Source organism: Bartonella bovis 91-4 (assembly GCF_000384965.1).
In the GTDB taxonomy this organism is placed as follows: domain Bacteria; phylum Pseudomonadota; class Alphaproteobacteria; order Rhizobiales; family Rhizobiaceae; genus Bartonella; species Bartonella bovis.
The window spans coordinates 623,521-636,695 of record NZ_CM001844.1; the positions used below are offsets into that span (position 1 = coordinate 623,521).

Sequence of the window (13,175 nt, forward strand, 5' to 3'; positions counted from 1 at the left end):
AATGGCTGGTTTTTTAAAGCAAACCTTTACATGGTGGAATGGTAATACTATCAACACACGTTTTTTTACGTGGCTCAAAGGTAAACGTGTAGGGGAGGATCAGTTAGGAAATGTTTATTATGAAGGTGGTTACCATAAGGATGGTTATCTACGTCGCTGGGTGATTTATAAAGATTATTCTGAGGCTTCTAGCGTTCCTCCAGGTTGGCATGGTTGGATTCATCATCGTTGTAATACACCACCTACAGAAGAAAATTATCAATCGCGTGAATGGGAAAAGCCTCATATTTCAAACATGACAGGGACAAGTAAGGCTTATCGACCAAAAGGCTCTATCGTCTACAATGATGAGCATATTGTTCGTAAGGATTATCACGCGTGGTCACCTAAAAAATGAAGTATTTTTTTGGTGTGGTGTGTTGTTTTTTTATGTTGCACTATTTTATAGGTAGTTTTATTAAATGCGGTTGATTTAATTTTATGAAGTTTTTCCTACAGTTAGAAGTAAGACGTTTTTTTTGTGCTTATTTAATAGGAATTATAGTAATTTTGTCCTCCGGTAGTGGTGTGCAAGCTGAACGTGTTAGCAATGCGGTTGCTGTTTTTGCTGGTCTTGATAAGATTACTGGCCGAACTATTCGTTTTGAAGTTTCTATTGGGCAAGTTTATCAATATGGTGCTTTGCAAGTAATGCCGCGGGTGTGTTATACAAGTCCTGAAGGTGAACCGACCCGTACTAACGGTTTTGTTGAAGTAGATGAAATAACATTAAACAAAGAAACGCGACGTATTTTTACAGGATGGATGTTTGCAGATAGTCCTGGTTTGAATGCTGTAGAGCACCCTATTTATGATATATGGTTGAAAGATTGTAAGCAGAATTCAGCTATTCCTTCAATTCAATAATTTAAATAGTTGCTTTGTTTCTTGGTGGGTATTTTTATATAAGCTTGACGCAAGAATAATTTTTTAAACTATAGTAATCAGATTGTGAAATTAAAGGTTTTCTCATGCTTTCGTCTTTGCGTTTGATAAGCAGATTATTTACTATTGTGTTTATAATTGTGCTGGCAGGGTGTCAGTTTTCAAGTCAGCCAACTATCAAGTATAATGATTATACACGAGTTACAGAGATAAGCTCTGAAGTTTTTTATTATACCAATAATCCTTTAATTCTACTTGAAATGCGGGCTAAATGGATAAGCAATCAAGGTTATGTTATTGATATCGTAACAACTTCAGTTTCTTCGGATGACCTTAATTTAAATTTAGCATGGTCTCAAAATCGCAATTATAGATATGTTCCAGGTGGAAAATCGACACTAGTGTGTGCCGTTGGTTGTACGGTGTCTGAAAAAGGGCGTTTGTTTATTCCTGAAAATGAATTCCGTACATATGCACGTACGGGTTTTACATTTAAATTAATAGGGAGCAGCAATTCTGTAGATGGTTTTCTTAGTGCCCGTGCTTTTCAGCGTGTTTTATATAAGATGCAAACATTACCACGTGGATAATATTTGGCATTTAAGAATGCACACTGGAAGAATGCAAAGATTAGTTTTTTATAATAGTTGATATATTTAGGTTTTGCAAAGTACTATTGATATCATAAATAAGATGGAGATTTTTTTAAATGTGGGATTTTACTTCTCAACATAATAACTCTCCGTTATTATCAAAACAATTTAAAGAGTCATTGTTCAATGTTCCATTGATTGTAATTGTTTTGATAGTGTTTTGTTTTTTAGGCTATATTATTCCTCAATATTTCTTTTCTGATCAGTTATATATTAAAAGTCTTATTCTTTTTTCATTTATACCATTTTTTTTCCAAGCTGAACCTTTAATGTTTTGCTATACCATTGTTAGTTACTCATTTATGCATGGCAGTTTTGGACATGTTGTTATGAACATGGTTTGGCTTTTGGTTTTTGGGTCTCCTTTAGCAAGGCATTTTGGTAATTTACGTTTTTTATTTTTTTGGATATTAACAGCAGGTATTTCTGCATTGACCTATTTTATTTTTCATCAAGATAATATGATACCACTTGTTGGAGCATCAGGAGCAATTTCTGGAATGATGGGTGCTATTGCGCGTTATGGTTTTTTTTCTGTTTTTGATTCCAATATGCGCAGTGAGAGATTTTTAGGTCCTGTTTGGCCTATCAGGAAAGCACTTCGTTCAAAGACTGTTCTTGTTTATATTGGTGTGTGGCTTATAATTAACTGTCTTACAGGTATATTTCCATATCTATTTGGAAACAGTGATATTTTAATAGCATGGGAAGCTCATGTTGGTGGACTTATTTCAGGTTTTATATTGATTAGTTTTTTTGATCATCCATGGAAAAAGTTAAAAATTAATATTTAAGATAATTATGAGTAGCATAAAGTGCTATTGCTGCTGCATTTGAGACATTTAATGATTTAATATCTCCAGGTATATTAAGCCGTGCTAATGAGTGAACAGTCTCACGTGTTTTTTTGCGCAAACCTTTACCTTCTGCTCCTAGGATAAGAGCAATTTTCTTACCTGTTAATGCTGTCTCTAAAGGCAATGCGCCTTCTGAATCAAGTCCAATACTGTTAAAACCGGCTTGATGAATCTCTTTAAGCGCTTCAGAAAGGTTTCGTACAGTGATATACTCGATAAGTTCCAAAGCTCCAGAAGCTGCTTTAGCAAGCACACCGCTCTCTTGTGGTGAATGACGAGAAGTGGTGATAATTGCTCCAGCTTTAAATGCGACTGCAGAACGCATAATAGCGCCAACATTATGCGGATCAGTGATTTGATCCATTACAATGATAAGGTTAGTATTTGTGAGTTCAGATAAATGTCGTGGTTTAAGAACTTCAGTTTCTAAGACAACACCTTGATGAACTGCGTCTTTTCCAACAAGTGCGTCGAGTTTTTTAGGTGGGTATAGTTTTAAAGGGCAAGGTAAGTCTGATTCAGTTATGTTTAACCGTTTTAAGGCATTGGGTGTAGCATAGAGATGATTAAAAACTCTCTTGGGATTTTTAAGAGCTTCTTTGACTGAGTGAATACCGTAAAGGTAGACTGTACTTTGTGTTAATGAAGAAGATTGGTGTTTTAGGTGTGCTGAAGGCATAGGAATAAAGCTTTTTGTATTGCGATATTGGCGGTAAGAGTGAGGAAAATAAGAATTTTTAGATATTTTTTCTTTCATATTGTTCTTATAGCGTGTTCAAAATGAATGTAATAGAAAAAACATAAAGTCTAAAATTTAGTAGGAAATTTGTACAGAACCATATTTATTTTGTTGACAGATACGTTACTAATCGTCATAACCGCCTCGCGGCCAATTTAAATTGAATAAGAAAAAATTGGTTGCTATAATGCCTTATCGCACAACTTTACCAATGGAATGGAGGGGTGCCCGAGTGGTTAAAGGGGGCGGACTGTAAATCCGTTGCGTATGCTACGTTGGTTCGAATCCAACCCCCTCCACCATTCGTTGAAGTAAAGTCAGTGCATGGGCGGGTATAGCTCAATGGTAGAGCAGCAGCCTTCCAAGCTGAATATGCGGGTTCGATTCCCGCTACCCGCTCCAAATAGTTGTTAGCGATTGGCGAATAACTATGATGAAAGGATACTTTCATCATAGTAAATGAGGCGAATATTTTCGTCTTAAAGTTGTAGTAATCGATCTGATATATCAGATCGATGGGATTCACTTTTAAAAGCCTGTTTTTCAGGCATGGACAAGACAAGAGAACGACGGCGATGGCAAAGAGCAAATTTGAACGTACGAAGCCGCATGTTAATATAGGTACGATAGGTCACGTTGACCATGGGAAGACGTCATTGACAGCAGCGATTACGAAGTATTTTGGTGAATTTAAAGCGTATGACCAAATTGATGCTGCTCCTGAGGAGCGTGCGCGTGGAATTACCATTTCAACAGCGCATGTTGAATATGAAACAGAGCAACGTCACTATGCGCACGTTGATTGTCCTGGACATGCGGATTATGTGAAGAACATGATCACAGGAGCGGCGCAAATGGATGGAGCGATTTTGGTTGTTTCAGCAGCTGATGGACCGATGCCTCAGACGCGTGAGCATATTTTGTTAGCACGTCAGGTTGGTGTTCCTGCGATTGTAGTTTTTCTTAATAAGGTTGATCAGGTTGATGATGCTGAGCTTTTAGAGCTTGTTGAGCTTGAAGTTCGGGAGCTTCTTTCGAAATACGACTTCCCAGGAGATGATATACCGATTGTTAAGGGTTCTGCGTTGGCGGCTCTTGAGGATTCAGATAAAAGTATAGGTGAAGATGCAGTTCGTCGTTTGATGAGTGAAGTTGATAATTATATTCCAACACCTGAACGTCCGGTTGATCAACCATTTTTGATGCCTATAGAGGATGTTTTTTCGATATCTGGGCGTGGAACGGTTGTCACGGGTCGTGTTGAACGTGGAATTATTAAAGTTGGTGAAGAAATCGAGATTATAGGTATTCGTCCGACTTCTAAAACGACGGTTACAGGTGTTGAGATGTTCCGTAAGCTTTTAGATCAAGGTCAGGCAGGTGATAATATAGGTGCATTGCTTCGTGGTATTGATCGTGAAGGGATTGAACGTGGACAAGTTTTGGCAAAGCCTGGTTCTGTTACACCGCATACCAAGTTTAAAGCTGAGGCTTATATTTTGACGAAAGATGAGGGTGGTCGTCATACACCGTTTTTCACGAATTATCGTCCACAGTTTTATTTCCGCACTACGGATGTGACAGGGATTGTTACGCTTCCAGAAGGTACGGAAATGGTTATGCCAGGTGATAATGTTGCAATGGATGTTTCTTTAATTGTTCCGATTGCAATGGAAGAAAAGCTTCGTTTTGCTATCCGTGAAGGGGGGCGTACTGTCGGAGCTGGTATCGTTTCTAAGATCATTGAATAATATCAATAATTAATGAAAAGGCTTTGAAGGAAGGGGCTTCAAAGATAGGGGTATAGCTCAGTTGGTAGAGCAGCGGTCTCCAAAACCGCAGGTCGCGGGTTCGAATCCTGCTGCCCCTGCCATGTAGTTATAGTTTTTAATATATTGTTAGCGAAGGGAGTCTTTTTAACTTCCTTCTTGCTTTTTTTTGTACAGGACTTGTTTTTTTGTGTATGAATCGGTATTGAATAATAAAGTAAAGGAAACTGCGTAAAGTTGATTATGACTTTTCGGGTTTTTATTGTATGTATTTTGTTATATGATTTACGGTAAGTTTAGAAAGAATGTAGTGTAACTGATGGCATCTAGAACCAATCCCATTACTTTTTTTAAGCAGGTTCTTGCGGAAACAGCTAAAGTAAAATGGCCTACGCGGCGTGAAACAGTGGTCTCTACTATTATGGTATTGGTGTTGGCGGCGTTTGCTTCGATTTTATTTTTTATTGTAGATCAGATTATAAATTTTGGTGTGTGGCAAGGTATTGATCTCCTAAAGTACCTTTTTGGTCGATAGTGCAAGGAAGTGTGACTGTGGCTGCTCGTTGGTATATTGTTCAAGCATATTCAAACTTTGAAAAAAAAGTAGCGGAAGCTATTGAAAAAGAAGCAAAACAAAAAGGGCTTGATTATTTATTTGAAAAGATTTTCGTTCCAACTGAGCGTGTTGTTGAAGTTCGTCGGGGTCGTAGGGTTGATTCTGAACGTAAATTTTTTCCTGGTTATGTTTTGGTTTGTGCTGAGTTAACAGATGAGGTTTATCATCTCATTAAAAATACTCCTAAAGTAACAGGTTTTTTGGGTTCAGATGCACGGCCAGTTCCTATTTCTGATCGGGAGATTGAGCATATTCTTAAACAAGTACAAGAAGGTGTTGAGTCTCCTAAATCTTCTATTTTGTTTGAGGTTGGTGAACAGGTCCGGGTAGCTGATGGGCCTTTTGTTTCGTTTAATGGTATTGTTCAAGAGGTTGAAGAAGAGCGTTCTCGCCTTAAGGTTGAGGTGATAATTTTTGGACGCCCTACACCTGTTGATTTGGAATTTAGTCAAGTTGAAAAACTCTGATTGAACTTAAAGTGATATTTGGTCACTTTGAAAGATAATAGGTAGAAGGTGATTTTATGGCTTTTGCCGGCTTAATGATCCGAACTACCCAACTGCAGAGGGTATACTGTGTGATGAATTGCCAGTTTACCAGTTTAAATTAAGGGCAGGTTATTATGGCAAAAAAAAGTGCAGGGCAACTAAAATTGCAAGTTCCAGCGGGGGCGGCTACTCCTTCTCCCCCAATTGGTCCCGCTCTTGGTCAGCGTGGTATTAATATTATGGAATTCTGTAAGGCGTTTAATGCTGCTACACAGGAAATGGAAAAAGGAGCTCCAATTCCAGTAATTATTACTTATTATCAAGATAAGTCTTTTACATTCTCTCTAAAAACTCCTCCTGTATCATTTTTTTTAAAGAAGGAGGCGAATTTGAAATCTGGTTCAAAAGAGCCTGGTAAGATATCTGCAGGAACTATTTCTCGTGATAAGATTCATTTGATTGCAGAAGCAAAAATGAAAGATCTTAATACAAATGACATTGAAGCGGCGATGCGTATGGTTGAAGGCTCTGCTCGCTCGATGGGTTTAGAAGTTGTAGGCTAATGTTATGGTAAAAGTAGCAAAGAGAATAAAGAAAATTCGTGAAGGTATTGATTTTAATAAACTCTATGCCTTAACAGACGCTGTTTCAATGGTTAAAGAGCGTGCGGTTGCTAAGTTCGATGAAACAATTGAGATTTCGATGAATTTGGGTGTTGATCCTCGTCATGCAGATCAAATGGTCAGAGGTGTTGCTCATTTGCCTAATGGGACAGGAAGAAATATCCGTGTTGCTGTTTTTGCGCGTGGTAACAAGGCTGAAGAAGCAAAGGCTGCTGGTGCTGATGTTGTAGGTGCTGAAGATTTGTTTGAGACTATTAATGCTGGGGTGATTGATTTTGATCGTTGTATTGCAACGCCAGATATGATGCCTCTTGTTGGTCGTCTTGGTAAAATTCTTGGTCCACGGGGGTTGGTGCCAAATCCGAAAGTTGGCACTGTGACGCTTGATGTTGCTGGTGCTGTTAAAGCTTCTAAAGGCGGTGCTGTTGAGTTTCGTGTTGAAAAAGCTGGTATTGTACATGCTGGTATTGGTAAGGCTTCTTTTGGGGTTGATCAAATCGTGGAAAATATTAAAGCTTTCGCTGATACAGTTGCTAAAGCTAAGCCGCAAGGTGCAAAAGGTGAATATATTAAGCGAGTTGCAGTCTCTTCAACAATGGGAGTTGGAGTTAAGATTGATCCTGCAACAATTTGTACAGAATAGGTTAAGCAAACTTATGATTTTATTGTAAGTAGTTATTGTAGTTTTAGGTTGTTGGTTTTATCTAGCATCCAGTTATCTAAGCTTTTTTAAGCTTGGGTCATACCGGAAGAAATTCCGGGATGTCCTGTCCGAGATTGTGGGTGATACTTTGGGTATCTTAATCGAAAGAAAGCCTGCATGAGACTGGGGTAAAAGCTTTAAGTTAAGAGACTTAAAGGGTTTGAGCCAAGGTTGCCTTTTGATCGTTTGTGCGTGAAGAAGGGGGCAGGATCCTCGTCGGTAGCATAGAAAAGTAGTTTTATGTTATCAAAGGTAACCAACAGGTTTGTTTTAGCAGGCCTGTTAAATGGAGAGAAACAGTGAATAGAGCGGAAAAACGCAAATTTGTCACATGGCTTAATGAGGCTTTTCAGAAGTCTGGTTGTGTCATTGTTGCGCATTATTCTGGTTTAACAGTTTCGCAGATGAACGATCTTCGTTCAAAAATGAGCGAAGCAGGTGGTGCTGTTAAAGTCGCCAAAAACCGCCTTGCTAAAATTGCCCTTCAGGGTACGGATTCTGAATCAATGAGAGATCTGTTTGCTGGGCAGACGCTTATTGCTTATTCAGAAGATCCAATTGTAGCGCCCAAGGTTGCTGTTGATTTTGCAAAAACGAATGAGAAATTTGTTATCCTTGGTGGTTCGATGGGTGTAACAAGTTTGAGTGTTGATGCTGTGAAATCATTAGCTTCGTTGCCTTCATTAAGCGAATTGCGAGCAAAGCTTGTAGGCATGATTTCCACTCCTGCAACTCGTGTTGCTCAAGTTGTCAATGCTCCTGCAAGTCAAGTTGCACGTGTTGTTGGTGCATATGCTCAGGAGGGCCAAGCGGCTTAGCACTGTTTTGTTTTTCACAGATTTCACAGATACAGAGAGGTTTTAGCGCTTTTCTGTTTGTGAGATAAATTTTAGACAATGATTCAAACCTTTTAATTGAAGGAATTTTAAAATGGCTGATCTAATCAAGATCGTGGAAGATCTTTCTAACCTTACTGTTTTAGAAGCTGCTGAGCTTTCGAAATTACTTGAAGAAAAATGGGGTGTTTCCGCTGCTGCTCCTGTGGCGGTTGCTGCTGTTGGTGGTGCGGCTGCTCCAGTTGCTGAAGAGAAGACAGATTTTGATGTTATTCTTGTTGATGGCGGTGCTCAAAAAATTAATGTCATTAAAGAAGTTCGTGCTCTTACAGGCCTTGGTCTTAAGGAAGCAAAAGACTTGGTTGAAGGAGCACCTAAGCCTATTAAAGAAGGTGCTTCGAAAGACGAGGCAGAAAAAATTAAAGCTCAACTCGAAGCAGCAGGTGCTAAGGTTGAACTTAAGTAATTTTAATTATGTTGGTGGGCGTTTATGTCCACCGACTTCCTCTTTTTTAGGGGAGAGTGCTTGATTGATAAAGCCTTTTTCCTAACAGTTTAGTAGCTGTGAGAAGAGAGGTAGGTTTAATCTGTGAGGACTTTGTAACGGGACTAAATAGATAAATATTTGGTTAGGTATATGAAGGTAATCTATGCTCACAGGGTATCAAATAAACTGGTCTGTGCATGCAGACTAATGGTATGGAGCTTTCAAGGTTTAGTCTGCCTTGAATAGTAAAGATCGAGGAACGACGATGGCTCAGACCCTAGCGATGATGTCTCAATTCAATGGTCGTAAGCGCGTACGCAAGTTTTTTGGTAAGATTCCTGAGGTGGCAGAGATGCCGAATCTTATTGAGGTCCAAAAAGCATCATATGATCAATTTCTCATGATTGAGGAGCCGGAAGGTGGGCGTCCAGATGAAGGTTTACAAGCTGTTTTTAAATCAGTGTTTCCTATTTCGGATTTTTCTGGTACAGCTATACTCGAATTTGTTCGTTATGAATTTGATTTACCAAAATTTGATGTTGAAGAGTGCCGTCAGCGTGATTTGACTTATGCAGCTCCATTAAAGGTGATATTGCGTTTAATCGTGTTTGATATTGATGAAGATACAGGTTCGAAAGATATCAAAGATATTAAAGAGCAGGGCGTTTATATGGGTGATATGCCTTTAATGACGAGTAATGGTACTTTTGTCATTAATGGTACAGAGCGTGTTATTGTTTCGCAGATGCATCGTTCTCCAGGGGTGTTTTTTGATCATGATAAGGGAAAATCTCATTCATCAGGAAAATTGCTTTTTGCGGCTCGTGTAATTCCTTATCGTGGTTCTTGGCTTGATATTGAGTTCGATTCTAAAGATATTATTTATGCCCGTATTGATCGGCGGCGTAAGATTCCAGTTACGAGCCTTTTGATGGCGTTAGGTATGGATGCCTCAGATATTTTGTCAACATTTTATAATAAAATTACCTATGAGCGGGTTGAAGATGGTTGGCGTATTCCTTATTCAATTGATCGCTTTAAAGGTATGAAGTTGGTTTCTGACCTTATTGATGCGGATAGTGGTGAAATAGTTGCAGAAGCGGGTAAAAAACTCACAGTTCGTACTGCAAAACTTTTGGCAGAAAATGGTCTGAAAGCGATTAGAGTCAGTGAAGATGATTTATTAGGGTCTTATCTGGCGGAAGATATTGTTAATTATCAAACAGGTGAAATTTATCTTGAAGCCGGTGATGAAATTGACGACAAAGCATTGAAAATTTTGTTTGATATTAATGCTGATCAAATTGATGTTCTTGATATTGATCACATGAATGTTGGTGCGTATATCCGCAATACTTTAAAGGTGGATAAAAATGAAAGTCGACAAGATGCATTGTTTGATATCTATCGGGTAATGCGTCCAGGTGAGCCGCCAACAATAGATACGGCGGAGGCTATGTTTCTTTCGTTGTTTTTTGATCCTGAACGATATGATCTTTCAGCTGTTGGCCGTGTTAAAATGAATTTGCGTATGGGTCTTGATTGCCCTGATACGGTTCGTGTTTTACGTCAGGAAGATATTCTTGGCGTTGTTAAGATGTTAGTTGAATTACGTGATGGCCATGGTGAGATTGATGATATTGATAACCTTGGCAATCGTCGTGTTCGATCAGTCGGGGAATTAATGGAAAATCAGTATCGGATTGGCTTGCTTCGTATGGAGCGCGCAATAAAAGAGCGTATGTCATCTGTTGAAATTGATACTGTTATGCCGCAAGATTTGATTAATGCAAAACCAGCAGCTGCAGCGGTCCGTGAGTTTTTTGGATCTTCGCAATTGTCGCAATTTATGGATCAAACTAATCCCTTATCAGAAATTACCCATAAACGTCGTCTTTCTGCTCTTGGACCAGGTGGTTTAACGCGTGAGCGTGCAGGCTTTGAGGTACGTGATGTGCATCCTACGCATTATGGTCGTATTTGCCCAATTGAAACGCCTGAGGGCCCTAATATTGGTCTTATTAATTCTTTAGCAACATTTGCACGAGTTAATAAATATGGTTTTATTGAAAGTCCATATCGCAAAATTATTGATGGTAAAGTGACAACAGAGGTGATTTACCTTTCTGCGATGGAAGAATCAAAACATTATGTGGCTCAAGCTAATTCTTCATTAGATTCAGAAGGGCGTTTTACGGAAGAGTTTGTAGTTTGCCGTCACGCAGGTGAAGTTTTAATGGCTCCACGTGATCACGTGGATTTGATGGATGTTTCACCAAAACAGTTGGTTTCAGTGGCTGCTGCTCTTATTCCATTTCTAGAAAATGATGATGCAAATCGTGCACTAATGGGTTCAAATATGCAGCGTCAAGCGGTTCCGCTTATACGTGCTGAGGCACCATTTGTCGGTACAGGTATGGAATCGATAGTTGCTCGTGATTCTGGAGCTGCTATTGGTGCAAAACGTAGTGGTATTGTTGATCAGGTTGATGCAACACGTATTGTTATTCGTGCAACGGAGGATCTAGATCCTTCAAAGTCTGGTGTTGATATTTATCGTTTACAAAAATTTCAGCGTTCCAATCAGTCTACTTGTATTAATCAGCGTCCTCTCGTGCATGTTGGTGATCGGGTAGAGAAAGGTGATATCATTGCTGATGGTCCGTCAACTGATCTTGGTGATTTAGCTCTTGGACGAAATGTTCTTGTGGCATTTATGCCTTGGAATGGTTACAATTATGAGGATTCTATTCTGCTTTCTGAGCGTATCGTTGCTGATGATGTATTCACTTCGATTCATATTGAAGAGTTTGAAGTCGCTGCACGTGATACTAAACTTGGGCCGGAAGAGATTACTCGTGATATTCCTAATGTTGCGGAAGAGGCGTTAAGGAATCTTGATGAGGCTGGTATTGTTTATATTGGTGCTGAAGTTCAGCCTGGCGATATTTTAGTTGGTAAGATTACGCCAAAAGGTGAAAGTCCGATGACACCGGAAGAAAAACTTTTGCGTGCTATTTTTGGTGAAAAAGCTTCAGATGTTCGTGATACCTCTATGCGGATGCCTCCTGGAACTTTTGGTACTGTTGTTGAGGTGCGTGTTTTTAACCGTCATGGTGTGGAAAAAGATGAACGTGCGATGGCGATTGAACGTGAGGAAATTGAGCGTTTAGCCAAAGATCGTGATGATGAGCAATCGATTCTTGATAGAAACGTTTATGCACGTCTTGCGGATATGTTGAAAGATAAAGTTGCGATAGAAGGTCCGAAAGGATTTTCAAAAGGCAAGAAGCTTGATAGCGCAGTAATGGATTCTTATCCACGGTCGCAATGGTGGCAATTTGCTGTTGATGATGAAAAGATTCAAAATGAAATTGAAGCTTTACGTAAGCAATATGATGAATCAAAAGAAACATTGCAACGTTGCTTTATGGATAAGGTTGAAAAAGTTCAAAGAGGCGACGAAATGCCTCCTGGTGTCATGAAAATGGTGAAGGTTTTTGTAGCTGTAAAGCGAAAAATCCAACCAGGAGATAAAATGGCAGGGCGTCATGGTAATAAGGGTGTTGTATCACGCATTCTTCCTGTTGAAGATATGCCTTTTCTTGAAGATGGAACGCATGCTGATATTGTGTTAAATCCACTGGGTGTCCCCAGTCGTATGAATGTTGGTCAAATTCTTGAAACACATCTTGGTTGGGCGTGTGCAGGAATGGGTAAAAAAATTGGTAAATTGGTTGAACTTTATCAAGGGACTGGGGATATACTTCCTTTACGTCAGTGTATTGAGAATCTCATTCCTGATAATGACCGTAATGAACCAGTGCGTCAGTATAATAATGAAAGTCTTTTTAAATTGGCGCTTCAGATGAAAAAGGGTGTTTCAATTGCAACACCTGTTTTTGATGGTGCTCATGAAGCTGATATCAATATGATGTTAGAAGACGCAGGTTTGGATAGTTCAGGGCAGGTGACACTTTACGATGGCCGTACAGGAGAGCCTTTTGATCGTCCGGTAACGGTAGGTTATATTTACATGCTTAAATTGCATCATCTTGTTGATGACAAAATTCACGCACGTTCAATTGGGCCTTATTCACTTGTTACTCAGCAACCATTAGGTGGTAAAGCTCAATTCGGCGGTCAACGTTTTGGTGAAATGGAAGTCTGGGCTCTTGAAGCTTATGGTGCTGCATATACTTTGCAAGAGATGTTGACAGTTAAATCGGATGATGTGGCTGGTCGGACAAAAGTTTATGAAGCGATTGTTCGTGGTGATGATACATTTGAGGCAGGTATACCTGAAAGCTTTAATGTGTTGGTAAAAGAAATGCGCTCACTTGGTCTTAATGTAGAGCTTGATGATGCGCGTGGATTTATGGCACACCAGGTGCTGTCTGATGCAACAGAGCAATAAATTTAAGGGCGCACACGAAGTGGTGCACTCTAATCGCCTTGAAAGGCTGTAATACAGAATTCT

At 39.4% G+C, this 13,175-nt stretch carries 13 protein-coding genes and 3 tRNA genes; 15 read left to right on the plus strand and 1 reads right to left on the minus strand.

The genetic code is table 11. The features are described from left to right. Position 1 precedes the first annotated feature (1 nt). The 4 genes from BBBE_RS02670 (at position 2) to BBBE_RS02685 (ending at position 2,371) form a co-directional block, all read left to right on the plus strand. A complete protein-coding gene (locus tag BBBE_RS02670; RefSeq protein WP_010701076.1) occupies positions 2 to 397 on the plus strand; it encodes an NADH:ubiquinone oxidoreductase subunit NDUFA12 in 396 nt (131 codons plus the stop codon). Between the two features lie 83 nt (positions 398 to 480). After that, a complete protein-coding gene (locus BBBE_RS02675; RefSeq protein WP_010701077.1) occupies positions 481 to 906 on the plus strand; it encodes a DUF2155 domain-containing protein in 426 nt (141 codons plus the stop codon). A 104-nt stretch (positions 907 to 1,010) separates the two neighbouring features. Beyond that, the gene (locus tag BBBE_RS02680) at positions 1,011 to 1,514 is read left to right on the plus strand and encodes a hypothetical protein (RefSeq protein ID WP_010701078.1); all 504 of its coding nucleotides are present in this window, start codon (positions 1,011 to 1,013) and stop codon (positions 1,512 to 1,514) included. 119 nt (positions 1,515 to 1,633) lie between these two features. Further along, on the plus strand, positions 1,634 to 2,371 hold the full coding sequence (locus BBBE_RS02685) for a rhomboid family intramembrane serine protease (RefSeq protein ID WP_010701079.1): 738 nt from the start codon (positions 1,634 to 1,636) through the stop codon (positions 2,369 to 2,371). Here BBBE_RS02685 and BBBE_RS02690 read toward each other — a convergent pair. After that, positions 2,361 to 3,191, minus strand: a complete 831-nt coding sequence (locus BBBE_RS02690; RefSeq protein ID WP_010701080.1) for a TrmH family RNA methyltransferase — start codon at positions 3,189 to 3,191, stop codon at positions 2,361 to 2,363. The two genes, BBBE_RS02685 and BBBE_RS02690, sit on opposite strands and share 11 nt — an antisense overlap. A gap of 200 nt (positions 3,192 to 3,391) precedes the next feature. Here BBBE_RS02690 and BBBE_RS02695 point away from each other — a divergent pair. The 11 genes from BBBE_RS02695 to rpoB all read left to right on the plus strand — a co-directional run bounded on the left by BBBE_RS02695 (position 3,392) and on the right by rpoB (position 13,112). Further along, positions 3,392 to 3,475 (plus strand) — tRNA-Tyr (locus tag BBBE_RS02695). Between the two features lie 26 nt (positions 3,476 to 3,501). Beyond that, positions 3,502 to 3,575 (plus strand) — tRNA-Gly (locus BBBE_RS02700). Between the two features lie 173 nt (positions 3,576 to 3,748). Beyond that, positions 3,749 to 4,924 (plus strand): elongation factor Tu, encoded by a 1,176-nt coding sequence (gene tuf, locus BBBE_RS02705; protein ID WP_010701081.1) that lies wholly within the window; start codon positions 3,749 to 3,751, stop codon positions 4,922 to 4,924. A 46-nt stretch (positions 4,925 to 4,970) separates the two neighbouring features. Beyond that, a tRNA-Trp gene (locus BBBE_RS02710) sits at positions 4,971 to 5,046 on the plus strand. Between the two features lie 215 nt (positions 5,047 to 5,261). Then, entirely contained in the window at positions 5,262 to 5,477 is a 216-nt protein-coding gene (gene secE, locus BBBE_RS02715) for a preprotein translocase subunit SecE (protein WP_010701082.1), read from the plus strand. A gap of 17 nt (positions 5,478 to 5,494) precedes the next feature. Then, entirely contained in the window at positions 5,495 to 6,025 is a 531-nt protein-coding gene (gene nusG / locus BBBE_RS02720; RefSeq protein WP_010701083.1) for a transcription termination/antitermination protein NusG, read from the plus strand. A 155-nt stretch (positions 6,026 to 6,180) separates the two neighbouring features. Further along, a complete protein-coding gene (rplK, locus tag BBBE_RS02725) occupies positions 6,181 to 6,609 on the plus strand; it encodes a 50S ribosomal protein L11 (protein ID WP_010701084.1) in 429 nt (142 codons plus the stop codon). 4 nt (positions 6,610 to 6,613) lie between these two features. Continuing rightward, positions 6,614 to 7,312, plus strand: a complete 699-nt coding sequence (rplA, locus tag BBBE_RS02730; RefSeq protein ID WP_010701085.1) for a 50S ribosomal protein L1 — start codon at positions 6,614 to 6,616, stop codon at positions 7,310 to 7,312. 359 nt (positions 7,313 to 7,671) lie between these two features. Continuing rightward, positions 7,672 to 8,190 (plus strand): 50S ribosomal protein L10, encoded by a 519-nt coding sequence (gene rplJ / locus BBBE_RS02735; protein WP_010701086.1) that lies wholly within the window; start codon positions 7,672 to 7,674, stop codon positions 8,188 to 8,190. 112 nt (positions 8,191 to 8,302) lie between these two features. Next, a complete protein-coding gene (gene rplL, locus BBBE_RS02740; RefSeq protein WP_010701087.1) occupies positions 8,303 to 8,674 on the plus strand; it encodes a 50S ribosomal protein L7/L12 in 372 nt (123 codons plus the stop codon). Positions 8,675 to 8,960: 286 nt separating this feature from the next. Further along, positions 8,961 to 13,112 carry a DNA-directed RNA polymerase subunit beta gene (gene rpoB / locus BBBE_RS02745; protein WP_010701088.1) on the plus strand — a complete coding sequence of 1,384 codons (4,152 nt, stop codon included), beginning with the start codon at positions 8,961 to 8,963 and terminating at the stop codon, positions 13,110 to 13,112. Positions 13,113 to 13,175: the final 63 nt, after the last annotated feature.